Raw genomic sequence first — 21,388 nt, 5'->3', positions numbered from 1 at the left:
ACCATAGGACTGAGGTCTAGACCACTGCTACGTCCGATCGGAGGTATGTCCTAAACCGCCCCGTACAGACGGTCACCGGCATCGCCCAGACCAGGGACGATGAAGCCGGAGTCGTTCAACCGCTCGTCGACGGACGCCGTGACGAGACGCACCGGCAGCTTCGAGTCCTCCAGGTGGTTGATGCCCTCGGGCGCCGCGAGCACGCACACCGCCGTCACGTCGGTCGCACCGCGCTGGGTCAGCAGCCGGATCGTGTACGCCATCGAGCCGCCGGTCGCGAGCATCGGGTCGAGCACGAGCACCGGACGTCCGGCGAGGTCCTCCGGCAGCGACTCCATGTACGGCGTCGGCTGCAGCGTCTCCTCGTCGCGGGCGAGCCCGACGAACCCCATCTGGGCGTCCGGGATCAGCTTGTGCGCCTGGTCGGCCATGCCCAGTCCGGCCCGCAGCACCGGCACGAGCAACGGCGGGTTCGCGAGCTTGTAGCCGGTGGTGCGCGCGACCGGCGTGTGCGTGCGCTCTTCGGTCACCGGGGCCTCACGCATGGCTTCGTAGACCAGCATGACGGTGAGCTCCTGCAGCGCCGCACGGAAAGCTGCGTTGTCCGTGCGCGCATCGCGCATGGTTGTGAGTCTCGCCTTGGCGAGTGGATGATCGACGACGAGGACGTCCATGCCGGACACGGTAACCGCTGTGAGGAGCCACGGGTGTTCGAAGAGATCTACCGCGAGTCCCGCCACCGCACCGTCGGCATCACCATGGGCCTGAGCACCGAGGAGCTCGCGCGACCGGTGCCCGCGTGTCCTGAGTGGACCGTGCACCAGCTGATCGCGCACCTCGCCGGCGTCGCCGCGGACTTCGCCTCGGGCAGGGTGGAGGGCTCACCCGGCGAGGAGTGGACCGCACGGCACGTCGCCGAGCGCGAGGGCGTGCCGGTGCTCGACCTCCTGGAGCAGTGGAACGCCAGCACCGAGCTCCTGGACAAGATCCCCGGCCAGATCGCGATGGACGCGGTCACGCACGAGGCGGATCTGCGCGCCGCCGTCGGCCGCGAGCGTCTCCCCGATCACCCGTGGCAGACGACGCTCACCGGCATCGTCACCCGCTACCTCCCCGACCTGACCGTCACGACCGAATTCGGCGTCATCGGCACCGGTCACGTCGCGCTGGAGGTCGACGGGTACGAGCTGTGGCGGGCGTTCTTCGGGAGGCGCTCCCGCAAGCAGATGGAGGCGTGGCACTGGTCGGAGCCGTATCCGGTCGAGAAGGTGACGTTCTTCCCGCCGCGGGACACCGATCTGACGGAGTGAACGCCGTTAACCAAAGGTGTAGGGTCGGCCGGGTGACAGACCACGTGCGCATCGGGGTGCTCGGCGCGGCCATGATCACGCCGGCCGCCGTCCTCCGCCCCGCCCGCTCCTCGACGGTCGCCGAAGTGGTGGCGGTCGCGGCGAGGTCCACCGGCCGCGCCCAGGCCTTTGCCGACAAGCACGGCATTCCGCGCGTGCACGGCTCCTACGAGGAGCTGCTGGCAGATCCGGCCGTGGACGCCGTGTACAACCCGCTGCCGAACGGTCTGCACGGCAAGTGGACGCTCGCCGCGCTGGAAGCCGGCAAACACGTGCTGTGCGAGAAGCCGTTCACCGCCAACGCGGCCGAGGCTGAGGAGGTCGCCGCCGCGGCCAACGCTTCCGGGCTGGTGGTGATGGAGGCGTTCCACTACCGCTACCACCCGCTGGCCGTCCGGATCGACGAGATCATGCGGTCCGGCGTGCTGGGCCCGCTGCGGCACGTGGAGGCTTCGGTCTGCTTCCCGTTGCCGGTGTTCTCCAACATCCGCTACGACTACTCGCTCGCGGGCGGCGCGATGATGGACGCCGGTTGCTACGCCGTGCACATGGCGCGCCTGCTCGGCGGTGATGAGCCCGAAGTTCGTTCCGCACGGGCGTTGCTGCGCGGTCCCTCGATCGACCGCGCGATGCGCGCGTCGTTGCGTTTTCCCTCTGGTCACACGGGTTCGGTGCACGCGTCGATGTGGTCGTCGACGGTGCTCAAGCTCTCGCTGAAGGCCATCGGGGAGAACGGCACGCTGAGCGTGTTCAACCCGCTCGGTCCTCACACGTTCCACCGGTTGTCGTTGCGGCTCAGGAACAGGAGCTCCGCGGAGACGTTCGGGCGGCGGGCGACCTACGCCTACCAGCTCGACGCGTTCACCGACGCCGTGCTGCACGGCAAGCCGTTCCCGACGACCGCGGACGACGCGGTGAAGAACATGACGGTGATCGACTCGATCTACCGGGCGGCCGGTCTGCCGTTGCGCCAACCCACCGCGTGACCGGAGTGACCTGAGTCACCCAACCCGCCCTCCCCCGCGCCGTGTCTTGAGTGCGGACAGAAGGGGGAGGGCCATGAACCGGGCAGTACTCGTCGCGGTCGTCGGTATCGGCGTGCACGCGTTCAACCACTTCACGATCGGGCTGCAGGACGTGCTGGGCGGGCAGCTGTCGCCGGGCGCGATCTACCACCCGGTCAGCTTCGTGCTCTACACCTGGCTCGCACTCGCCGTGCCGGACGGGAAGAACTGGGCCAGGATCACGATCAGCGTGTTGCTGCTCGGCCAGTTCGCGGGCAGGTTCTTCGTGCTCTTCGCCTATCCGGAGGCGTGGCCGGAACTGGTCGGCGGCTGGGCGGTGTCGCTCGTGGTGGGGTGGCTGCTCTGGGTGCCGCAGGGGGCGCGCGCCTACTTCCGGAAGCGGGAAGCCGTTGGCTGACAACGAGTACACCGAGTACGTCACGGCGGCGCTGCCGTGGTTGCGGCGCACCGCCTACCTGCTCTGCGGTGACGTGCACCGCGCCGACGACGTCGTGCAGGTGGCGATCACCCGGCTGTACACGAACTGGCGCAGGGCCAGAGCCGCCGACAACCTCGACGCGTACGTGCGGGCGATCCTGGTCCGCACGTTCCTCAACGAACGCAGGCGGCCGTGGAGCCGAGTTCGTCTCTTCGAGCGTGTGGACGAGCTGCGGTCGGTCACGAACCCGGACTTCGAGACCCGCGAGGAGATCCGCGTCGCGCTGATGCGGGTGCCGCCCGGCCAGCGCGCGGTGCTCGTCCTGCGATTCCTGTTCGACCTGCCGGTGGCCGAGGCCGCGAAGGCCCTGCGGTGCTCGGAAGGCACGGTGAAGAGCCAGACCGCGGCCGGGCTCGCGGCCCTGCGCACACAGTTGGGAGTGACCCAGTGATGTCCGAAGAGGACGGTGCACGGCTGCTCGGGCCGTTGCGGTCGGTGGACGTGCCCGCTTCCGGCGGTGTCAGCGTGTCGCGGGCGATCAGGTCCGGCAAGCGCACCAAGGCGTTGCGGGTGGCGGCGGCCGGCGTGTTCGTGCTGATCGCGGCGGGTGTGCTGCCAGTGCTGATCCGGCCTGCCCCCGATCCCGTGGCGATGGGCGGGTTCGACCCGTTGGTGCGCACGATCAGCGCCGGTTCGGCGGGCGGGTTCACGCCGGAGGTCTACGTCACCGGGCGGGAGAAGCAGATGATCGTGCTGCGGCCCGAGCGGGGCGGCGACCAGTCCGCCGGCGTCGTGGTGAACGCGGCGGGAACAGCGGGCGTGCCGCAGGGCGAGGCGATGCCGGACGTCGACGGCAAGCGCGCGTTGTGGACGGGCACCTACCTGGCGGTCGAGTGGGCGCGCGATGCGTGGGCGTTCGTGACGGTGGAGGGTTTTCCGGACGATCGCGAGCGGGCACACCGGGTGGCGCAGAGCCTGCGGTTCGACGAGCACGTCCAGATCAAGGTCCCGTACACCGTGGAGACCTCGTGGACGCTGGACGGCGTGCGCGACACCGGCGGTGACATCGAGCTGGTGTTCACCAACGGCGTCCGCCTCGCGCTGCGGTCCGGCGTGGGCCTGGCACAGGGCGAGGCACCTCAGGCGGAACTGGAGGCGCTGGAGAAGTCGGTGCGGCCGGCCGATCCCCCGGTCACCAACCCGTTCCGATGACGCCACCCGATTCGGTGGCCACACAACCCGATCCGGCAATCAAGAATCGACAAAGCGACTCCGAAGTGTCTCGTAACCAGTTGAGACGCGGAGGTACGTGCGGTGACCATCGAGCAGAAGCCCGCCCAGCAGTTGTGTGAATCCCCGCTGGTCATCCTGGGGGTGTCGGCGTCACTGGCAGTGCTGATCGGTGTCCTGCCGATGACGTGGGGCTACAGCCCGGCCCTCGCTTCCGGCCTCGGGGCCCTGCTCGTCGTGGCCTTCGCGATCACCGTCAAGTACGCACCGAACCGCAAGTAGGAGTTCTAGACTCGATCGGGTGAGCGACGAGCTGGTACCAGCCGACCAGAGCCACCTGAGGGCGTCCGACGCGGACCGGGAACGGATCGCGCAGGTCCTGCACAAGGCGACCGCCGAGGGCCGCCTCGACATCCACGAGCTGGACGAGCGGCTCGCGGCCGTCTACGCCGCGAAGACCTACGGCGAACTCGCTCCCATCACCGCCGACCTGGTGCTGAGCGGCCTGCCGCAGCCCTCGGCCGTCCCGCAGTACCAGCCGGTCATGAGCGACCGCATCGGCGGCGAGCCGGGCAGCGCGGTGTCCGTCGCGTTCTGGTCGGGCGTCAACCGCAAGGGCCACTGGGTCGTCCCGCGGATGCACAACGCCGTCGCGGTCATGGGCGGCATCGAGATCGACCTGACCCACGCGAGCTTCGCCGAGGCCGAGGTGACCATCAGCGCGTTCGCGTTCTGGGGCGGGGTCGAGATCCGCGTGCCGGACGACATCAACGTGAAGGTCGACGGGTTCGGGTTCATGGGCGCGTTCGAGGACAGGGCGCCGGGGCGGCGGCACATTCCCGGTGCGCCGACCGTGCGGGTCACCGGGCTCGCGATCATGGGTGGCGTGGAGGTCAAGGGGCCGAAGCGCAAGAAGTCCAGCATCCTGCGCGAGCTCCTCGACTGATGCGCTTCGCCGAACTCGTCGAGGGCACGGTTCGGGAAGGCGTCGGGGTCTGGCTCGAGATGAACGGCGAGCGGTACGCGGACGAACGGGGTCCGTGGACCGTGCTCGTCCGCACGGGCCTGTTGGTGTCCCTCACCCACGACGGGAGCCGGCGCCTCGCGGTCACGGGCCGGACGTGGGCAGTTTTCCCACCCTCGATGATTGTCTGATCTCCGCGGACGCCCTCGCCTGAAACAACGACTTCCGCCGGGCGCGGCGGGCGGTCATCCTCCCGGGACCGCACGCCGTCTTCCCCGCGAAGGTCGTGACGACTCCCTCTGACAGACCCGTTTTCGTCGATCCGAGCTGCCGCCGACGCAAGGTGCCGCGCATCACCATCGGCACTGTCTCCGCTGGTGTCGTGGCATATCTGGTGTTGCTCGTGGTGGTCTCGCCGGTGGCCCGGTGAAGCCCGCAACGCCGTTGCCGATCCCGGAGCACGACGACCCGCCGGCCGCCACGACGGCTGACGCCGACGGCAGGTCCCGCGAACACCGTGCCGCAGACCGTCCACCGGAGCGGGCCGCTGATCGGCGACACATCTCGCGGCACAGTTCGTCCGCTCTCCTCGCCGAGCTCGCGGATGAGCTCGAGCGACTCGGTGAACCGGCCCAGCGCCTTCTCCGCGCCGCCACCGCGTGTGCACCAGCCCGCGCGGATCCCCCGGCAGCACCTCACCCCACAACGCGTCCACGAGCCGGTCCACCGGCACCGCGTTCCCCGCCTCCAGCGCGAGCATCGCGAAGAGCGTTCGCTGCAAGGGCGAGCCGAGCGGAAGCAGCTCACTCCCGGCCCACGCGTCGACCGCCCCAGCAGCGTGATTCTGAGCACGCCGACCACCTCCGTGATCCAGGGGAACGGCGACCGCGCAACGAGGTGCGTTCGCCCCTCAGATGCACCTGAACAGCGCAAACGGCTTCACTTAGGACGGGCGTCCCATTCCGCTTAGACTCCGAGTCATGGCTGCTCCAACGACACTGCCGTCGGCCCTGGCTGACGCCGTGCGCGACGAATCGTCGCTGCGGCGTTTCCTGCACGGGCTCCCCGGCGTCGACCAGGTCGGCGTCGAGCAACGAGCCGCGGGCCTCGGCACGCGGAGCATCAAGAAGGCCTCCAAGCTGCACGCCATCGACCTGGCGATCAGCATGGTCGACCTGACCACGCTGGAAGGCGCCGACACCCACGGCAAGGTGCGCAGCCTCGCCGCCAAGGCGAAGCGGCCCGACCCCGAGCGGCCGGACGTGCCGCGGGTCGCCGCGGTGTGCGTCTACCCGGACATGGTCAAGACCGCGGCCGACGAGCTCAAGGGCACCGGGATCAACGTCGCCAGCGTCGCGACGGCGTTCCCCAGCGGGCGCAGCACGATGGACATCAAGCTTGCCGACACCCGGTTCGCCGTCGAGCAGGGCGCGAGCGAGGTCGACATGGTGATCGACCGCGGCGCGTTCCTCTCCGGCCGGTACGGGCAGGTGTTCGAGGAGATCGTCAAGATCAAGGAAGCCTGCGGGGACGCGCACCTCAAGGTCATCCTGGAGACCGGCGAGCTCGTGACGTACGACAACGTCCGCCGCGCGTCGTGGCTCGCGCTGCTCGCGGGTGGTGACTTCATCAAGACGTCGACCGGCAAGGTGCAGCCCGCCGCGACGTTGCCGGTGACGCACGTGATGCTGCAGGCGGTCAGGGACTGGAAGAACCAGACGGGTGAGCTGCGCGGGGTGAAGCCCGCGGGTGGCATCCGCAGCACCAAGGACGCGATCAAGTACCTGGTGGCCGTGCACGAGGTGGCCGGGCCGGAGTGGCTCGACCCGCACCTCTTCCGGTTCGGCGCGTCGACGTTGCTGAACGACCTGCTCATGCAGCGGCGGACCCAGTTGGACGGCCACTACAGCGGCCCGGACTACGTGACGGTGGACTGAAGACATGTGGGAATACGCCCCCGCGCCCGAGTCGCGGGACATCGCGAACCTCAAGCCGAACTACCGGATGTTCGTCGACGGCAAGTTCGTCGAGGGCACCGGCGAACCGCTCAAGACCATCAACCCGGCCACCGAAGAGGTGCTCGCCGAGGTGTCGACGGCGTCCACGTCCGATGTGGACAATGCCGTCAAGGCGGCACGTCGCGCGTACGACCGCGTGTGGTCGAAGATGCCCGGTTCCGAGCGGGCCAAGTACATCTACCGGATCGCGCGGCAGATCCAGGAACGCGCGCGTGAGCTCGCGGTGCTGGAGTCGCTCGACAACGGCAAGCCGATCAAGGAGTCGCGCGACGTCGACGTGCCGACGGCCGCTGCGCACTTCTTCTACCACGCGGGCTGGGCGGACAAGCTCTCCTACGCGGGCTACGGGCCGGACCCGAAGCCGCTGGGTGTCGCCGGCCAGGTGATCCCGTGGAACTTCCCGCTGCTGATGGCCGCGTGGAAGATCGCTCCGGCGCTCGCGTGCGGCAACACGGTCGTGCTGAAGCCGGCCGAGACGACGCCGCTGACCGCGCTGGTGCTGGCCGACATCATCCAGCAGTGCGACCTGCCGCCGGGTGTCGTCAACATCATCCCCGGCGCCGGTGACGTCGGCGCGACGCTCGTCGAGCACCCGGACGTCAACAAGGTGGCGTTCACGGGCTCGACCGACGTCGGCAAGATCATTCAGCGGCAGCTGGCCGGTACGAACAAGAAGCTGACTCTGGAACTGGGCGGCAAGGCGGCGAACATCGTGTTCGACGACGCGCCGCTCGACCAGGCCGTCGAGGGCATCGTCAACGGCATCTTCTTCAACCAGGGCCACGTCTGCTGCGCCGGATCCCGTTTGCTGGTGCAGGAATCCGTCGCTGACGAGCTGCTGGAGAAGCTGCAGACCCGCATCCAGACGTTGCGCGTCGGCGACCCGCTGGACAAGAACACCGACGTCGGCGCGATCAACTCGGGCGAGCAGCTCGCCAAGATCAAGGAGCTGACCGAGTCGGGCGAGGCCGAGGGCGCCCAGCGGTGGACGTCGTCGTGCCCGTTGCCGGACAAGGGTTTCTTCTTCGCCCCGACGGTGTTCTCCAACGTGTCGCAGGCGATGCGGATCGCCCGCGAGGAGATCTTCGGCCCGGTGCTGTCGGTGCTGACGTTCCGCACGCCGGACGAGGCCGTGGCCAAGGCGAACAACACGCCGTACGGCCTGTCCGCCGGTGTCTGGACGGAGAAGGGCTCGCGGATTCTCTGGATGGCGCAACGCATGCGCGCCGGCGTGGTGTGGTCCAACACGTTCAACCGCTTCGACCCGGCCGCGCCGTTCGGCGGGTACCAGGAGTCGGGCTTCGGCCGTGAGGGCGGCCGCACCGGTCTGGAGGCCTACCTCGATGTCTGATCGCGTCTCGGTCGCGAAGACCTACAAGCTCTACATCGGCGGCGCGTTCCCGCGTTCCGAGTCGGGTCGCAGCTACCCGGTGACCGACTCGAAGGGCGGCTTCCTCGCCAACGCCGCGCAGGGCTCCCGCAAGGACGCCCGTGACGCGGTCGCCGCTGCCCGCAAGGCCTTCCCGGGCTGGTCGGGTGCCACGGCCTACAACCGCGGCCAGGTGCTGTACCGCGTGGCCGAGGTGCTGGAGGGCCGCCGCGAGCAGTTCATCACCGAGGTCGCGGCCTCCGAGGGCGTTCCGGTGAAGAAGGCGCAGTCCCTGGTGGACGCGGCGATCGACCGCTGGGTCTGGTACGCGGGCTGGACGGACAAGATCGCGGCGGTGCTGGGTTCCTCGAACCCGGTCGCCGGCCCGTACTTCTCGTTCTCCACGCCGGAACCGACCGGTGTCGTCGCGGTGCTCGCGCCGCAGCAGTCGTCGTTGCTGGGCCTGGTGTCCGTGATCGCGCCGGTGATCGCGTCCGGCAACACCTGCGTGGTCATCACCTCGCAGGACCGCCCGCTGCCCGCGATCACGCTGTCCGAGGTGCTCGCCACGTCGGACGTGCCGGGTGGCGTCGTCAACATCATCACCGGCCGCACCGCGGAGATCGCGCCGTGGCTCGCCTCGCACGGCGACGTGAACGCGCTCGACCTCACCGGCGCGCCAGAATCGTTGCGCGCCGACCTGGAGCGCTCGGCGGCCGGCACGGTGAAGCGCGTGCTGCGCAACAAGGCCGGCGAGGACTTCACGGTCACGCCGGACATGTCGCGGCTGCGCGCCTACCTGGAGACGAAGACGGTCTGGCACCCGATGGGTGTCTGATGCTCAGCCGGCGGCGTAGGCCTTGCCCTGCGCCGCCAGCTCCTCTCCGAGGATCCTGATCGACTTCGGGCCTACGCCGTGGATCTTCAGCAGTTCCTTCGCGGACACCTTCGTGAGCGAGTCGAACGTCGTGTAGCCGTTCAGCGCCAGCTCACGGTTCGCGACCTTGCCGATGCTGCGCGGGAACTCGGTTTCCGGGTGCTCGGACATGCTCAGGAGTTCACCAGACCGGCGCGCCACGCCCAAGAGGCGATCCCCACCCGGTTGCGCACGTTCAGCTTCGTCTGCACGGACGCGAGGTGCGTCTTCACCGTCGACAGCGACAGGTAGAGCGTCGACGCGATCTCCTGGTTGCTGAGCCCGCGCGCCACCTCCCGCACGACGTCCTGCTCGCGCGCGGTCAGCAGGCTGAGGTCTGGCTTGTCCGCGGGGCGGGAGAAGTGCTCCAGCATCCGGACGGTGACCTGGGGCGAGATCAGCGCGTTGCCCTGAGCCGCCGCCCGCACCGCCTCGACCAGCAACGCCGGTCCCGCGTCCTTGGTCAGGAAACCCGAGGCGCCGTTCTCCAGCGCCGTGTGCACGTACTCGTCCAGGTCGAAGGTGGTCACCACGACCACCTTGGTCGAGCCGGAGATCTTCTTGGTGACCTCCAGGCCGTCCAGGCCGGGCATGCGGATGTCGAGCAACGCCACGTCCGGGTTGTGCTCGCGGACCGCGGTCACGGCGCTGATGCCGTCCGCGACGTCGGCGACCACCGTGATGTCCGGTTGCTTCTCGAGGATCATCCTGAAACCGACGCGGACCATCTCCTGGTCGTCGGCGATGAGAACCGAGATCACTTCTTCCCTTCCAGGGGTAGCTCGGCGAGCACCTGCCAGCCGTTCTCACGCGGGCCCGCCGAGAACAGGCCGCCGAGCAGGTCGACCCGCTCACGCATGCCTACGAGACCGTATCCACCCTGGTTCAGCTCGTGCGGCTGACCGTCGTCGGCAACGACCACCCGCAGCGCGCCGCCCGGGGTCCTGGAGATCTCCACGTCGATCATCGTCGGGGACTGCGCGTGTTTGTGCACGTTGGTCAGCGACTCCTGGACCAGGCGCAACACCGAGCGGCCGAGCTCCGGCGGCACCTCGTCGGGCAGGTCGATGCGCAGCCGGGTCTCGAAGCCCAGCTCGCGGGTGCGCTCGACGGTCGAGATGACGTCGGCGGCCAGGTCGGTCGTGGCGAAGTCGTCCTCGCCCTGGCGCAGCGTGCCGACCAGGCGCCGCATCGCGCCGAGGGCTTCCGTGCCCGATCGGACGATGCCGGGCAGCAGGCGGTGGGCGGCGTGCGGGTCGTCGTCGGAGACCTCCAGCGCGGCCTGGGCCTGCACGAGCATGCCCGTCACGTGGTGGGCGACCACGTCGTGCAGCTCGCGGGCCAGTGCGATCCGCTCCTCCTTCTGCGCGTCGGTGACGGCGGCGGCGATCAGCCGGCCGCTCTCGGTGTCGCGGGCACGGAAGTACAGGCCGGTGCCGACGGCCGCGAAGCCCAGGACCAGCGAGCCGAGCATCTCGTTGTAGTTGGAGGAGGAGAGCCAGTTGTCGCGGACGATGGCGGCGAAGAAGCTCACGGCCATCAGTGCGCTCACCGACCACGTGGCGGGGCGCCGCGGCTCCTCACGCACGATGACGGCGGTGAGCACCAGGCACGCGGCGGTCTCGGCCACGGTCAGCGGGCTCAGCAGCGTGGGCAGGTCGACGTTGAACATCCGGAAGACGAACGACGACACGAAGATCGACGCCACGGTCACCGGGATCGTGAAGGCGCGTGACTTGAACGAGGCGACGGCCGCGATGCACGGTGGCACGCTGAGCAGCCACACCAGTGCCTCCGCGCTGCCCGGCCCGTTCATCAGAATCAGCTCGCCGAGCATGAGCAGCGCGAGCAAGGCTGCGATCGGCCATTGGCCCCGATGACTCTCCACGGCAGACAACGGTAGGACCACCACACCTTTCCGGCCTCGGTCATCCGGCTGATCCGGTGTGTCGTTAAGGCCGAGGTTTTACCGGCCCTCACCCGGCACCTTGAGATGCATGAATTCGGTTCTGGCCGCTCGTGGCCTGGTCAAGACCTACGGCGACGTGCACGCGCTCGCCGGGGTGGACATCGACATCAAGGCCGGGGACGTGCTGGCGGTCGTCGGTCCGTCCGGCTCCGGCAAGACGACGCTGCTGCACGTGCTGTCCGGCATCCTGCGCGCGGACGGCGGCGAGGTGTTCCTCGACGGGCGCGCGATCGGCGAGCTGAACGAGACCGGCCGCAGCGAGCTCCGGCGCACGGCGTTCGGGTTCGTGTTCCAGTCGGGCATGCTCGTCGCCGAGCTCACCGCCGAGGAGAACGCCGCGCTGCCGATGCTGCTCGCCGGTGGTGCGCGTGAGGAGTCGCTGGGCGCGGCCAGGCTGTGGCTGGGACGGCTCGGGCTGCAGGGCATGGAGAAGCGGCGGCCGGGTGAGCTGTCCGGCGGGCAGGCGCAACGGGTGGCGATCGCGCGCGCCCTCGCGCACCGGCCGCGGGTGATCTTCGCGGACGAGCCGACGGGTGCCCTCGACACCCGCACCGGCCAGGAGATGATGACCGCCCTGCTGGCCGCGGCGGAGGAGACCAACGCGGCCGTTGTGATCGTCACGCACGACAAGGCGATCGCGGACAGGGCGCTCCGGGTCGTGGAGATCCAGGACGGCCGCATCGCCGCGGGGGTGTCCGCGTGAGGATCGCGCTCGCGGTGCTGCGCAGGGACCGGCGCAGCCAGGTGGCCACGGTGCTGGTCGCGCTCGGCGTGATGATCGCGGTGTCGCTGGTGCTGTGGCTCGTCGCCGCACCGAACGGGCTGCAGGCACGGGCGGACCGCACGGCGTGGCGCGAGGTCTTCACGCAGAACGAGGACCGCACGATTTCCGTTGCGGTGAACAAGGATTCGTTCGACGGCAAGCTCATCGAACGGTTCGACGTCGCACGGCTCAAGACCGGCAACGTGCCGGTGGCAGCGGGAATCGCGAAGTTCCCGGAAGCGGGCGAGGTGCTGCTGTCGCCCGCACTGGCCGACCTCGTGCGCGACACACCGGCCGAGAAGCTCGGGAATCGCTTTCCCGGCAAGCAGATCGGCGTGCTCGGACCGGAAGCGCTGAAGTTCCCGGGTGAGCTCGTCGCGATCGTCGGTCACGACAAGATCGAGAACGGTTATCCGGCGCCAGGGCTGGCCGGTGGCAACGGCTCGTACCGCGACGACTACCACGGCATGCTCTACCTGCTCACCCGTGTCGGGCTCGTGGTGCTCGTCGTGCCGTGTCTGGTGCTCGTCGCCTCGGCCGCGCGGCTGACCGCGGCGAAACGGGAACGGCGCCTGGCCGCGCTCCGGCTCGCCGGTGCCAGTCCGCGGCAAGTCGTGATCATGACCGCCGTGGAGACCGCGGTCGGCGGGGTCGTCGGCAGCGTGCTCGGCGTGCTGCTGGCACAGCCGTTCAGCCACATCACGGCGAAGATCCCGTGGGAGGGCGGCACCTGGTATCCGGGTGACTTCGTGCCCTCGCCCGCGGTGGTGGCGGCGGTGGCCGTGCTGGCTCCGGTGCTGGTCATCGCGGCGGCGATCATGGGGCTGCGCCGCGTGGTGAAGCGGCCGCTGGCGGCGGAGGAACAGCGCAAGGTCCGGTCCTGGCGGCTGATGACGATCGCCGGCGCGCTGGGAGTGTTCTTCCTGGGCATCCTCTACGCCCAGGAGGCAGGCGGCGACAACCAGTTCACCGTGGTGCTCCTCGGTCTCGGCGCGGTGGCGGTCGCGCTGGTGCTGGCCGGACCGGTGGTCACGGCGTGGGTCGGCAGGTTCTTCGTCGGGCGGTGGCGCAAGCCGTCGACGCTGCTGGCGGGGCGGCGGCTGGCGGGTGACCCGGTGGCGGCGTTCCGCGGTTCCGCCGGTGTGGTGATCGCCGTCTTCACCGGCTCGATGGCGCTGACCATGCTGCCCGGCCTGGAAAGTCAGGTGCCGTTCCGCGACGACACGTGGAAGACGGACGCGATCGTCGCGGAGCAGGTGACGCACGACCTCACGCCGTTGCGCCTGCAGACCTCGGCGCCGATCGTCACGATGCTGGACGGCACCGTGAGCGCGGGCGCGGACGGCAGCTACGGGTCGTACGTGATCGTCGGCAAGTGCGCTGACGTCGCGAAGGTCCTGAACGGTCTGTCGTGTCAGCCAGGACCTGCTGTGTACGCGTACTCGCAGCTCAACGGCGACCACTTCAAGTCGAGCGGCACGAAGGACGACGTGACCGCGAAGCTGCCCGCGCAGTACGAGACCCGGCCGTTCAACGGTTCCGGCCGGATCAGCGGGGTCATCGATCCCGAGCTGCTGCCGGGCGTCGAGGGCAAGGTGTCGATGGTCGGCGTGCCGACCACGCGGGAGAACCGCGACGCCGTGCACACCGCGCTGGTCGGCACGCTGCCGGGCGTGCAGCTGGTGGACGGCGAGCAGCGGGGCCTGTACGGCGACACGTTGATGGCGGACCTGCAGCGGGCCACGGTCATCGGGCTGTCGATCGCGGCGGTGCTCGGCGGCATCGGCGCGGCGGTGGCAGCGGCCGGGTCGGTGATCGACCGGAGGCGCACTTTCGGTGCGTTGATCGCGGCCGGGACTCCGATTCGTGTGCTGGCTCACGCATTGCGCCGCGAAGTGATGCTGCCGGTGTTCGCGGTCACAATCGGGGCGTGCGGTGCGGGCATTGTTGTGGGAATCGGACTGCTCACTCTCGCACGCGGACTGGTGGGCCGCGGAGAAATGCCGATCACGCCGTGGGTGCTCGCCCCTGTGGCGGTCGGCATGGTGGTCGCGCTGGTAGCAGCCCTGTCGTGCGGTCCGGTACTACGCGGCATCAGCCCGCGGGATTACGCGGCCGAGTAACACTCGACCGGAAGTACGAGGTCGGAACTGGCCCTCAGCGCGATGTGCGCCGAGGGCCATTTTCCTAGCTTTGAACCATGACGAATGCAATGCTCGCGAGCATCCAGTGGGGATTTTTCCTGTCGGTCGTCTTCCTGCTGCCGCAGCTGTTCTTCCGTCAGCTGACCTTCCGCGGCGCGACCGTCACCGTCTACGCGAGCATGCTGTTCGCGGCGACGTTCCTGCCGATGCAGACGGTGCCGCCGCGTCAGTCGGTGCAGCTGGTGCCGTTCCAGTGGATCGCCGACACGTTCCGGGACGGGCAGATCGCGTTCGACCAGATGACGTTGAACGTGCTGCTGTTCGTGCCGCTGGGCGCGATGCTGATGTTCTGGGGCCGTCGCACGGCCGGGCAGGCCGCGCTCATCGGGTACGGCGTCTCGCTGCTGATCGAGGGCTCGCAGCTGCTGTGGGCCAACCGGATCTTCGACGTCGACGACCTGATCACGAACACGACCGGCACCGCGCTCGGCTGGCTCGGCGCGCTGGCAGCGGTGAAGGTGTACGCCCGCGTGAAGACCACCGCCGTGCCGCAGCGTTCACTCGCCCGCGTGAGGTAACGCGCGCGGCCGGCGTCCCGGCTCGACGATGGCCGCCATGAAGTTCGTGGAGGCGTTCAGCATCCTCGTCGCCGTGGTCGGCCCGCCGAAGATCATCCTGGCGTTCCTGATGGACACCGAGGGCGCCGACTCCCGGACCCGGTGGCGGGTGGCGCTCACCTCCACCGCGATCGCGCTGGGCGTGGGGTTCTTCGTGGTGGTGGCCGGGCGCACGCTGCTCTCGATCTTCCACATCAGCGAGGGCGGGCTGTACCTGGCCAGCGGCGTGATCCTCTTCGTGCACGCACTGGACCTCGTCCTCGGGCGCAAGCAGGAACCGACGCACGACGAGACGCGCGGCACCCACGAGCTGGCCACCGCCTACTACGCGAACCCGGTGGCGCTCGCCTACCTGTTCCTGCTCTCGGACACGAAGTCGATCGAGACGACGTTCGTGCTGGCCGGAGGGTTCGCCGCGGTGATCGCACTCGATCTGGCCGCGATCGCGCTGCTCGGCATCGTGATGCGCTGGGTGAAGATGACCTACGCCTGGGTGCTCGTGCGGGTCCTCGGCGTCCTGCTCGCGGCGCTGGGCGTCGACCAGATCATCGAGGGCCTGATCTCGCTGGGCATCCTGGAACGCGCCGTCAGCTAGTGCGCCAGCCGAGCTCGCCGGCCGAGTTGACCATCGGGTAGCAGTGCCCGACCGCGCTGCGCGTCTCGAGAGACGTCGCGACCTGGTCGAACATCTCCACGATCGACGTCCACTCCGGTTTGATCATCTCGTTGCGCTCCTGGTCCCACTCGACCACGCAACCGCGCAGCACACCGGGCCGCAGGTCCACCGCGAGCACGTCACCCGTGCCGTCGAAGGCGATCGGCAGCCACTCGGGGTGGAATCCGGCCGTGGCCGAACCGGCCTCCGACGCGTCCACCGGCTTGCTCGTGTGCGTCTCCCTGAGCACGAACGCGCGATCGGCGCCCAGCGGCGTGTAGAAGGGCGGCAGAATCTCGGCGTAGAGGCCTTCCTCGGTACCGCCGTAGACGCTCCACCACATCTGGAGCTCGATCGGAACCCGAAGCTCCGGCAGCGCGTCGTACCTCGGCCGCAGCACGGCGCGGGTGGCAGGAGCGTGCTCCGCCAGCCATGCCAGGATCCGGTCCCAGTGCTCGATGACGCCCACAGTTCCATGATCTTGGCGGAACGACGGGCGAGGTACCGCTCATCGGGGCAGGATCAACGCGAACAGGTCACGACTGGGGGAAGAGCTTCACATGGCGGAACAGGGTCTCAAGGTCGACCTCGACGCCTTGACCGGATACGCGTCGGCGGTGAGCGGTCTGGCGAGCGAGGTGGGCGCGGTCGGCACCGGCACGCTGAACGGCACCACGTCCCTGCCGGGCGACTGCTTCGGCAAGATCGGCAACGAGGTTGGTCTCAACGCCGCCTTCCAGACCGCGGCGCAGGCGCAGATGGACGCGCTGAAAGCCGCGTCGACCGGTCTCTCCGGCCTCGGCACGGCCGTCGCGAAGGCCCGTGACGCGTACATCGCCCGGGAAGAGGCGCACAAGGCTTCGCTGGACAAGGCAGCGCGCGCATGAGCGTCGAGGGACTCCTCAGCACGTTCATCGCGCCGATGAAGGAAGACCTGGCGAAGCTCGACGGCGACACCGGCGGCGCCACGCGTGCCGGCGACGCCTTCGGCCGCGCGCAGACCGCTTTGACGAACCTGGGTTCGCGGCACTCGTCGGCTTCCACCGCGGTGCTGAACACGTGGTCCGGTGAGAAGGCCAACGCCTTCACCAGCCGCGTGGCCACGTTCACCGCGGCCGCGAACACGTTGTCCTCCAACGCTTCGGTGGTCAAGACCGTGGCTTCGTCCGGAGTTTCCGCGGTGACCGGCGGGCGGACGGCGATCCAGGGCCTGATCGACGAGTTCACCTCGAAGGCGACGCCGAAGCTCGCCGCCGCCGTCGCCGCGTCGATGGTGGCCGGTCCCGGTGTGGTGCTGGCCGCTCTGGCCGACCTCGCCGGGCTGGCTTCCGGTTACCAGGGCAAGACTTCCGCCGAGCTGCAGAAGGTGCGCAACCAGCTCACGCAGCTGGTCGGGCAGCTGAACGGGTTGCAGCAGCCCGACGGCGGCGCGCTCGGGAAGCTGGGCGAGCCGCTCGGCGGTGACGAGGGCACGACCGCTGCCGCCGGTGCTTCCGACTCGCCGAAGCAGGACTCCAGCTCCAGTTCCAGTGCCAGTTCCGGGTCTGGTTCCGGCTCCAGTGGAGGCGGAGGCGGCGGTGGGGGCGGCGGCGGTGGTGGTGGAGGCGGCGGCGGTGGTGGTGGTGGTGGTGGTGGTGGAGGCGGCGGCGGTTCCGGCCCTCGGCTGCCGGTCGCGATTCCACCGCAGCCCGGCACCGGCGTCGGCGTGAACCTGCCCGACGGCAGCAGTGCCGAGGCACCGAACGAGACCGCGGCCAAGGCCGTCCGGAACGCGTTGTCGGCCCTGGGCACGCCGTACGTGTGGGGTGGCGCGAACCCGCCCCAGGGCACGGACTGCTCAGGCCTGACGCAGTGGGCGTACCAGAACGCGGGCTTCGACATCCCGCGCCCGGCCTCGTCGCAGGCGATGGGCGCGTCCGTGCCACCGGACCAGCTGCTGCCAGGCGACCTGGTCGTGTGGGACGGGCACGTCGCGATGGTGATCGGCAACGGGCAGATGGTCGAGGCCGGTGACCCCGTGCAGGTCGGCAAGATCCGCACGACGAACAGCGGGATGTCGTTCTACGGCTTCTACCGGCCGACGGGCTGATCCGCGCGGACGAACACCGGCTTGAGATGCCGCTCCGGCAACACCTCCGGCAGCTGCTCCCAGTCGAACACGCCGGACACCACCCGTCCCGGATCGACCTGCCCCGACGCCACGAGCTCCAGCGCCTGCGGCAGGTGCGCCCGCACGTTGTCCCTGGCGACCCGCAGGGTGACACCCGTCAGGTACATCTCCAGCAACGGCAGCTCCCCCGGCCGGAAGTGGTTGCCCGCGCTCTCGCAGAAGCCTTCCGGCGCCAGTGAGCGCAGGGCCGTGACCAGTTCGGTGGACTCCACGGCGAGGTCGAACCCGTGGTGCACCGGCTCGATCTCCGCCGCGGTCCGCGCGCCGTATCCCTCCGCGATGGCGCGATGGGCCGGGTCCGGGTCGACGTACAGCACGTCGGACGCGCCCAGAGCGCGGGCGATGTCGCAGACGTAGAGGCCGATGCTGCCGCGCGCGATCACCAGCACCCGTGCACCTGGACGGGCGCGGAGGTGCGGTGCGACGAGCCGCCACGCGAGCGGCCAGTTGTCGCTCGCAGAGGCCATCGCCACCGGGTCCAGCCCGCCGGGCAGCGGCACGAGCATCGCGTCCGCCCACGGGATCCGCACCAGGTCGGAGAACAGGCCGCCCCACGAACCACCGATGGGTGCGCCGAACATCGCCATGTGCGGCACCGACGTGCAGTGGGTGGTGAGGCCGCCGGCGCAGCGGTCGCAGGTTCCGCACGAGATCGCCCACGGCACGACGACGAGGTCTCCCGGCGAGAACCGGCTCGATTCCCCGGCGTCGACAACTCGCGCGACGCATTCGTGCCCGATGGCGAACGGCGGCGGGATGGGGCCGTGGCCCGCCAGGATCGCCGAGTCCACATCGCACGGGGCTGCCGCGACAGGCTCCACGATCGCGTCGGAATCGGATTGCAGAACCGGGTCGGGGGCTTCCCGCCACTCGACGGTCCGGCGCGCGACGTAGGTCAGCTCACGCATTCTTCTTGGCCATCTCGACGAGGTCCGCGAACCGCACGATCTTCCCGCCCGAGCCCCAGGTTCCCTCCGCCTGCTCGTGGATGAGCACCCACACCCGCATGACGTCCGCCTCCCCCAGTCCGGCGGCTTCGAGCACCAGCGCCGTCGCCTCCTGCACCAGCCCGGCCTTGCGCCGCTCGGACAGCGCACCCGCCGGAACGCGCACGTCCCACCCGGAACCGCGGTGCGTCGTCCTCGGCGGTCGTCTGCGCCCCTGCCGGCAGTTCGTGCAGGTAGGCCCACGCCACCGAGCGGAAGAACGCGCGCGCAGCTCGTCGTCGCCGCCGCCGAAGGAGCCGTCGCGATGTGCCGGACCCAGCGCGGCACCCAGCCGCTCGACGACGTCGCGAAGGAGCTGACCGCGCTCCTCGAATCCGTCATCGAGGCGCGTACATGATCACTGCCACACCGGCCAGGCAGATCAGCGCGCCGACCACGTCGTAGCGGTCGGGCCGGAAGCCGTCCACGACCATCCCCCAGGCGAGCGAGCCCGCCACGAACACACCGCCGTAGGCAGCGAGGATCCGGCCGAAGTGCGCGTCGGGCTGCAGCGTCGCGACAAAGCCGTAGAGACCCAGGGCGATCACGCCGCCACCGATCCACAGCCAGCCCCGGTGCTCCCGCACGCCCTGCCAGACGAGCCAGGCGCCGCCGATCTCCATGAGGGCGGCGAGGGCGAACAGCACGACCGAACGCAGGATCATGCGGCACACTGTCGCAGCAGGGGGTGATCAGGTGGACGACGACGTCGAGCGCGCCGCGAGGAAGGTGCGCGATGTCGAGCAGGCCGTGTCGCAGCACGTCGCGCGCAGCGGTCCCGTCACGGGGCGGGCGTCCTCACCGGACGGCGCGGTGACGGTGGTCGCCACGCCCGGTGGTCCGCCGCGGCAGATCGAGGTCAGCGCGTCGGCGCTGCGGATGGGGCCGCACGGGCTGGCCGCCGAGGTCATGCGGGTCGCGGAGAAGGCGCAGCGCAACGCCGCGTCCCGGCTGCACCAGACGCTGGAGCGGGTCGTGGACCCGCGGGAGCTGACGGAGCTGGGGTTCGTGCGCGAGCGGGACGAGGACGAGTTCGGGTGGCGGCGGTGAACGAGGACCGGATGCAGGCCGTCGAGCAGCTCCAGCGCGACCTGGCCGTCACCGCCGAGACCGTCGAGCACCCCAACGGGCTGTGCATGGTCACGGCGTCCGCGAAGGGCCAGATCAGGGCGCTGCACCTGCACCCGGCCCTGCTGCAGCTGGGCGCGCGGGCGGTCGGCGAGATCGTCACCGAGACCGTGCGCCTCGCGACCAACGCGGCCGTGCAGACGAGCTTCAACAAGATGGCACTGGCCTTGGGTGACGGGATGGCGATCGACGTCGAGTCGATCGCGGGCGATTCACCCTTCCGGTCGAAGTGGAACCCCGTCGTACCGCCGAAATCCGCAGCTGAAGCGGCACCGGCGGAGCGGCGGCCCAGGGCGCCGATCGTCGAGGACCCCGACGAGGACGCGTTCTTCGAGAACCCCTTTGGGCGCCGGTGATCAGCACCGTTAGGCTCGCCCACGGCATCAGGCAGGCGTGACCGGGAGGTCAGGATGGCGCAGGACATCGTCCCCATCGAGCTGGGGCTGACGCAGGGTGACGTGGTCACGCTGTGGGCACCCCGCTGGCGCGAGAAGGGCGAGGAGTGGGAGGCGTTCCTCGGCGACGAGGAGGACTTGTTCGTCTTCCCCGACGCCGCGCATCTCGCCGCCTTCGTGCGCACCGCGGAAGAGCACGACCTCACCGACCACCCCGCGTGGCCGGTCGTGCCGTCGCTGGGCGTCGCGGACCTCTCGCCGGACGACAACCACCAGTTCGACCTCGTCGGCGTGCCGGAGCTGATCGCGGAAGACCCGGACACCTGGACCATCGGTGAGCTCGCCGACGTGATCGCGATCGTGCGCGCGCTCGCGGACGTCTGCGACCTGGAGAAGGTCCACGAGGTGCTCGACTCGGCGGAGGGCTTCTCGCTGCTGCCGCAGGGCACGCTGCCGTTCAGCGGCCGTGACGGCGCGAAGCTGTGGGACGAGCTGTCCGAGGTCGTCTCCGAGAAGTGGGACGAGGTCCTCGACGCGATCGACAGCGTCGTCAGCACGCCGGACGTCCCGGAGAAGGAGCTCGCCGTCGCACAGGAGGAGCTCGCCGCGCTCGAGGCCGAGACCGCGGCTGCCGCGGACGCCGCAGACGAGGACGAGGACTCCGACGAGGAGAAGGCCGAGCCCACCGGCTTCTGGGCCGAGGTCGGCATCGACCCCATCAAGATCATCACCTCCGCCGGCGAGTTCTACACGCTGCGCTGCTACCTCGGCGACGACCCGGTGTTCCTGGGCCGCCGCGGCAAGATCGAGGCCTTCACCTCGCAGCGCGGCCTGAGCCGGTTCGTGGCCGAGCACGACGACCACGACCTCGCCGAGGTCGAGACGTGGAACGACGTCAAGGTCAAGGCCACCGCGGGCGAGCTCGACGTCGACGTGGACGAAGAGAACGTCTACGTGCTGACCGGCATCGCCGAGGACATGGAGGAGGGCCCCGACGCCCTCGACCCGCAGCAGCTCGACCTCGCCGTCGAACTGTTCGAGGACGCGGGCGAGTGGGCGGAGGACGAGTCCGTCAAGGAGGCGCTGGCGTCGTCCGAGTCGCTGGGCTGGCTGGTGTCCTTCGTGGTCTCGCCGGACCCGACGCGTCTCGCGCCGTCCGCCCCGTACGACGCCGAGGTGGCCGCGTTCCGCGAGCTGCAGGCGAAGTTCGAGGACCGGCTGAACATCAACTGAGTCTCCGGATGAAAAGGGCCACCCGTGCGGGTGGCCCTT

Annotated in this window: 29 protein-coding genes; 21 read left to right on the top strand and 8 right to left on the bottom strand. The window is 69.8% G+C overall.

All coding sequences use genetic code 11. From position 1 onward, the window contains the following. Nucleotides 1-50 precede the first annotated feature (50 nt). Nucleotides 51-674, bottom strand: coding sequence for a uracil phosphoribosyltransferase (gene upp, locus ABFX45_RS10155; protein ID WP_109639342.1), 624 nt, complete (start codon nucleotides 672-674; stop codon nucleotides 51-53). A 33-nt stretch (nucleotides 675-707) separates the two neighbouring features. On the opposite strand from upp, the gene ABFX45_RS10150 reads away from it, so the two are divergent. From ABFX45_RS10150 to ABFX45_RS10100, 11 genes are all read left to right on the top strand, one after another. After that, nucleotides 708-1,310, top strand: a complete 603-nt coding sequence (locus ABFX45_RS10150) for a maleylpyruvate isomerase N-terminal domain-containing protein (protein WP_346129210.1) — start codon at nucleotides 708-710, stop codon at nucleotides 1,308-1,310. Nucleotides 1,311-1,342: 32 nt separating this feature from the next. After that, nucleotides 1,343-2,335 carry a Gfo/Idh/MocA family protein gene (locus ABFX45_RS10145; protein ID WP_109639131.1) on the top strand — a complete coding sequence of 331 codons (993 nt, stop codon included), beginning with the start codon at nucleotides 1,343-1,345 and terminating at the stop codon, nucleotides 2,333-2,335. Nucleotides 2,336-2,408: 73 nt separating this feature from the next. Beyond that, nucleotides 2,409-2,771, top strand: coding sequence for a hypothetical protein (locus tag ABFX45_RS10140; RefSeq protein ID WP_346129208.1), 363 nt, complete (start codon nucleotides 2,409-2,411; stop codon nucleotides 2,769-2,771). Then, on the top strand, nucleotides 2,764-3,243 hold the full coding sequence (locus ABFX45_RS10135) for a SigE family RNA polymerase sigma factor (RefSeq protein WP_346129206.1): 480 nt from the start codon (nucleotides 2,764-2,766) through the stop codon (nucleotides 3,241-3,243). The genes ABFX45_RS10140 and ABFX45_RS10135 overlap by 8 nt, the downstream gene beginning before the upstream one ends. Continuing rightward, nucleotides 3,243-4,004 carry a hypothetical protein gene (locus tag ABFX45_RS10130; protein WP_109639128.1) on the top strand — a complete coding sequence of 254 codons (762 nt, stop codon included), beginning with the start codon at nucleotides 3,243-3,245 and terminating at the stop codon, nucleotides 4,002-4,004. The genes ABFX45_RS10135 and ABFX45_RS10130 overlap by 1 nt, the downstream gene beginning before the upstream one ends. A gap of 102 nt (nucleotides 4,005-4,106) precedes the next feature. Continuing rightward, on the top strand, nucleotides 4,107-4,304 hold the full coding sequence (locus tag ABFX45_RS10125) for a hypothetical protein (protein WP_109639127.1): 198 nt from the start codon (nucleotides 4,107-4,109) through the stop codon (nucleotides 4,302-4,304). Nucleotides 4,305-4,323: 19 nt separating this feature from the next. Then, nucleotides 4,324-4,968 (top strand): DUF1707 SHOCT-like domain-containing protein, encoded by a 645-nt coding sequence (locus tag ABFX45_RS10120; RefSeq protein WP_112226866.1) that lies wholly within the window; start codon nucleotides 4,324-4,326, stop codon nucleotides 4,966-4,968. After that, on the top strand, nucleotides 4,968-5,177 hold the full coding sequence (locus tag ABFX45_RS10115; protein WP_346129203.1) for a hypothetical protein: 210 nt from the start codon (nucleotides 4,968-4,970) through the stop codon (nucleotides 5,175-5,177). The genes ABFX45_RS10120 and ABFX45_RS10115 overlap by 1 nt, the downstream gene beginning before the upstream one ends. A 789-nt stretch (nucleotides 5,178-5,966) precedes the next feature. Continuing rightward, nucleotides 5,967-6,923, top strand: a complete 957-nt coding sequence (deoC, locus tag ABFX45_RS10110; RefSeq protein WP_112226864.1) for a deoxyribose-phosphate aldolase — start codon at nucleotides 5,967-5,969, stop codon at nucleotides 6,921-6,923. Nucleotides 6,924-6,927: 4 nt separating this feature from the next. Next, nucleotides 6,928-8,355 carry an aldehyde dehydrogenase family protein gene (locus ABFX45_RS10105; protein WP_109639124.1) on the top strand — a complete coding sequence of 476 codons (1,428 nt, stop codon included), beginning with the start codon at nucleotides 6,928-6,930 and terminating at the stop codon, nucleotides 8,353-8,355. After that, entirely contained in the window at nucleotides 8,348-9,211 is an 864-nt protein-coding gene (locus ABFX45_RS10100) for an aldehyde dehydrogenase family protein (RefSeq protein WP_109639123.1), read from the top strand. Before ABFX45_RS10105 ends, ABFX45_RS10100 begins: the two co-directional genes overlap by 8 nt. A 3-nt stretch (nucleotides 9,212-9,214) precedes the next feature. Here the strand turns inward: ABFX45_RS10100 and ABFX45_RS10095 are convergent, their stop codons facing one another. From ABFX45_RS10095 to ABFX45_RS10085, 3 genes are read right to left on the bottom strand one after another with little or no spacing between them, the layout of a single operon-like run. Continuing rightward, the gene (locus ABFX45_RS10095) at nucleotides 9,215-9,421 is read right to left on the bottom strand and encodes a helix-hairpin-helix domain-containing protein (protein WP_109639122.1); all 207 of its coding nucleotides are present in this window, start codon (nucleotides 9,419-9,421) and stop codon (nucleotides 9,215-9,217) included. Between the two features lie 2 nt (nucleotides 9,422-9,423). After that, a complete protein-coding gene (locus ABFX45_RS10090; protein WP_109639121.1) occupies nucleotides 9,424-10,050 on the bottom strand; it encodes a response regulator in 627 nt (208 codons plus the stop codon). Then, nucleotides 10,047-11,177: a sensor histidine kinase gene (locus tag ABFX45_RS10085; RefSeq protein ID WP_146231704.1), complete on the bottom strand. Its 1,131-nt coding sequence runs from the start codon at nucleotides 11,175-11,177 to the stop codon at nucleotides 10,047-10,049. The genes ABFX45_RS10090 and ABFX45_RS10085 overlap by 4 nt, the downstream gene beginning before the upstream one ends. 109 nt (nucleotides 11,178-11,286) lie before the next feature. Here ABFX45_RS10085 and ABFX45_RS10080 point away from each other — a divergent pair, with 109 nt between their 5' ends. The 4 genes from ABFX45_RS10080 (at nucleotide 11,287) to ABFX45_RS10065 (ending at nucleotide 15,377) form a co-directional block, all read left to right on the top strand. Then, a complete protein-coding gene (locus tag ABFX45_RS10080; RefSeq protein WP_346129198.1) occupies nucleotides 11,287-11,961 on the top strand; it encodes an ABC transporter ATP-binding protein in 675 nt (224 codons plus the stop codon). After that, a complete protein-coding gene (locus ABFX45_RS10075) occupies nucleotides 11,958-14,144 on the top strand; it encodes an FtsX-like permease family protein (protein ID WP_346129196.1) in 2,187 nt (728 codons plus the stop codon). The genes ABFX45_RS10080 and ABFX45_RS10075 overlap by 4 nt, the downstream gene beginning before the upstream one ends. A 77-nt stretch (nucleotides 14,145-14,221) precedes the next feature. Then, nucleotides 14,222-14,743, top strand: a complete 522-nt coding sequence (locus ABFX45_RS10070) for a VanZ family protein (RefSeq protein WP_109639117.1) — start codon at nucleotides 14,222-14,224, stop codon at nucleotides 14,741-14,743. 37 nt (nucleotides 14,744-14,780) lie between these two features. After that, a complete protein-coding gene (locus ABFX45_RS10065) occupies nucleotides 14,781-15,377 on the top strand; it encodes a MarC family protein (protein ID WP_170155126.1) in 597 nt (198 codons plus the stop codon). On the opposite strand, the gene ABFX45_RS10060 is transcribed toward ABFX45_RS10065, so the two are convergent. After that, nucleotides 15,370-15,906, bottom strand: a complete 537-nt coding sequence (locus ABFX45_RS10060; protein ID WP_109639115.1) for an SMI1/KNR4 family protein — start codon at nucleotides 15,904-15,906, stop codon at nucleotides 15,370-15,372. The two genes, ABFX45_RS10065 and ABFX45_RS10060, sit on opposite strands and share 8 nt — an antisense overlap. 91 nt (nucleotides 15,907-15,997) lie before the next feature. Between ABFX45_RS10060 and ABFX45_RS10055 the strand changes: the two genes are divergently transcribed. Together ABFX45_RS10055 and ABFX45_RS10050 are read left to right on the top strand one after the other, a co-directional pair. Then, the gene (locus tag ABFX45_RS10055) at nucleotides 15,998-16,324 is read left to right on the top strand and encodes a type VII secretion target (RefSeq protein ID WP_346129193.1); all 327 of its coding nucleotides are present in this window, start codon (nucleotides 15,998-16,000) and stop codon (nucleotides 16,322-16,324) included. Continuing rightward, nucleotides 16,321-17,526 (top strand): C40 family peptidase, encoded by a 1,206-nt coding sequence (locus tag ABFX45_RS10050; protein ID WP_346129191.1) that lies wholly within the window; start codon nucleotides 16,321-16,323, stop codon nucleotides 17,524-17,526. The genes ABFX45_RS10055 and ABFX45_RS10050 overlap by 4 nt, the downstream gene beginning before the upstream one ends. On the opposite strand, the gene ABFX45_RS10045 is transcribed toward ABFX45_RS10050, so the two are convergent. Next, nucleotides 17,508-18,515, bottom strand: coding sequence for a zinc-dependent alcohol dehydrogenase (locus ABFX45_RS10045; RefSeq protein WP_346129189.1), 1,008 nt, complete (start codon nucleotides 18,513-18,515; stop codon nucleotides 17,508-17,510). The genes ABFX45_RS10050 and ABFX45_RS10045 overlap by 19 nt on opposite strands. Next, a complete protein-coding gene (locus tag ABFX45_RS10040; protein ID WP_346129187.1) occupies nucleotides 18,508-18,720 on the bottom strand; it encodes a tautomerase family protein in 213 nt (70 codons plus the stop codon). Before ABFX45_RS10040 ends, ABFX45_RS10045 begins: the two co-directional genes overlap by 8 nt. 18 nt (nucleotides 18,721-18,738) lie before the next feature. Here ABFX45_RS10040 and ABFX45_RS46395 point away from each other — a divergent pair, with 18 nt between their 5' ends. Continuing rightward, complete coding sequence (locus tag ABFX45_RS46395) at nucleotides 18,739-18,951, top strand: LmrA/YxaF family transcription factor (RefSeq protein ID WP_428834114.1); 213 nt, start codon at nucleotides 18,739-18,741, stop codon at nucleotides 18,949-18,951. Here ABFX45_RS46395 and ABFX45_RS10035 read toward each other — a convergent pair. Then, complete coding sequence (locus ABFX45_RS10035; protein WP_109639109.1) at nucleotides 18,932-19,258, bottom strand: YnfA family protein; 327 nt, start codon at nucleotides 19,256-19,258, stop codon at nucleotides 18,932-18,934. The two genes, ABFX45_RS46395 and ABFX45_RS10035, sit on opposite strands and share 20 nt — an antisense overlap. 31 nt (nucleotides 19,259-19,289) lie before the next feature. Here ABFX45_RS10035 and ABFX45_RS10030 point away from each other — a divergent pair, with 31 nt between their 5' ends. The 3 genes from ABFX45_RS10030 to ABFX45_RS10020 are packed head-to-tail and all read left to right on the top strand — an operon-like array spanning nucleotide 19,290 to nucleotide 21,349. Continuing rightward, nucleotides 19,290-19,643: a YbaB/EbfC family nucleoid-associated protein gene (locus ABFX45_RS10030; RefSeq protein ID WP_346129184.1), complete on the top strand. Its 354-nt coding sequence runs from the start codon at nucleotides 19,290-19,292 to the stop codon at nucleotides 19,641-19,643. Then, the gene (locus ABFX45_RS10025; RefSeq protein ID WP_346129182.1) at nucleotides 19,640-20,077 is read left to right on the top strand and encodes a YbaB/EbfC family nucleoid-associated protein; all 438 of its coding nucleotides are present in this window, start codon (nucleotides 19,640-19,642) and stop codon (nucleotides 20,075-20,077) included. The genes ABFX45_RS10030 and ABFX45_RS10025 overlap by 4 nt, the downstream gene beginning before the upstream one ends. A 54-nt stretch (nucleotides 20,078-20,131) precedes the next feature. Next, nucleotides 20,132-21,349, top strand: coding sequence for a primosomal protein (locus ABFX45_RS10020; RefSeq protein ID WP_109639107.1), 1,218 nt, complete (start codon nucleotides 20,132-20,134; stop codon nucleotides 21,347-21,349). Nucleotides 21,350-21,388 lie beyond the last annotated feature (39 nt).

The sequence above is a fragment of the Lentzea roselyniae genome, assembly GCF_039537795.1.
Lineage (GTDB): Bacteria > Actinomycetota > Actinomycetes > Mycobacteriales > Pseudonocardiaceae > Lentzea > Lentzea atacamensis.
This window is presented reverse-complemented; position numbering and strand designations above follow the sequence as displayed.

Bases quoted from the DNA above. Each gene is read 5' to 3' on its own strand.
- upp (WP_109639342.1), bottom strand. From the start codon at position 674: ATGGACGTCCTCGTCGTCGATCATCCACTCGCCAAGGCGAGACTCACA.
- ABFX45_RS10140 (WP_346129208.1), top strand. From the start codon at position 2,409: ATGAACCGGGCAGTACTCGTCGCGGTCGTCGGTATCGGCGTGCACGCG.
- ABFX45_RS10130 (WP_109639128.1), top strand. From the start codon at position 3,243: ATGTCCGAAGAGGACGGTGCACGGCTGCTCGGGCCGTTGCGGTCGGTG.
- ABFX45_RS10115 (WP_346129203.1), top strand. From the start codon at position 4,968: ATGCGCTTCGCCGAACTCGTCGAGGGCACGGTTCGGGAAGGCGTCGGG.
- deoC (WP_112226864.1), top strand. From the start codon at position 5,967: ATGGCTGCTCCAACGACACTGCCGTCGGCCCTGGCTGACGCCGTGCGC.
- ABFX45_RS10105 (WP_109639124.1), top strand. From the start codon at position 6,928: ATGTGGGAATACGCCCCCGCGCCCGAGTCGCGGGACATCGCGAACCTC.
- ABFX45_RS10100 (WP_109639123.1), top strand. From the start codon at position 8,348: ATGTCTGATCGCGTCTCGGTCGCGAAGACCTACAAGCTCTACATCGGC.
- ABFX45_RS10095 (WP_109639122.1), bottom strand. From the start codon at position 9,421: ATGTCCGAGCACCCGGAAACCGAGTTCCCGCGCAGCATCGGCAAGGTC.
- ABFX45_RS10080 (WP_346129198.1), top strand. From the start codon at position 11,287: ATGAATTCGGTTCTGGCCGCTCGTGGCCTGGTCAAGACCTACGGCGAC.
- ABFX45_RS10070 (WP_109639117.1), top strand. From the start codon at position 14,222: ATGACGAATGCAATGCTCGCGAGCATCCAGTGGGGATTTTTCCTGTCG.
- ABFX45_RS10065 (WP_170155126.1), top strand. From the start codon at position 14,781: ATGAAGTTCGTGGAGGCGTTCAGCATCCTCGTCGCCGTGGTCGGCCCG.
- ABFX45_RS10055 (WP_346129193.1), top strand. From the start codon at position 15,998: ATGGCGGAACAGGGTCTCAAGGTCGACCTCGACGCCTTGACCGGATAC.
- ABFX45_RS10050 (WP_346129191.1), top strand. From the start codon at position 16,321: ATGAGCGTCGAGGGACTCCTCAGCACGTTCATCGCGCCGATGAAGGAA.
- ABFX45_RS10045 (WP_346129189.1), bottom strand. From the start codon at position 18,515: ATGCGTGAGCTGACCTACGTCGCGCGCCGGACCGTCGAGTGGCGGGAA.
- ABFX45_RS10035 (WP_109639109.1), bottom strand. From the start codon at position 19,258: ATGATCCTGCGTTCGGTCGTGCTGTTCGCCCTCGCCGCCCTCATGGAG.
- ABFX45_RS10020 (WP_109639107.1), top strand. From the start codon at position 20,132: ATGGCGCAGGACATCGTCCCCATCGAGCTGGGGCTGACGCAGGGTGAC.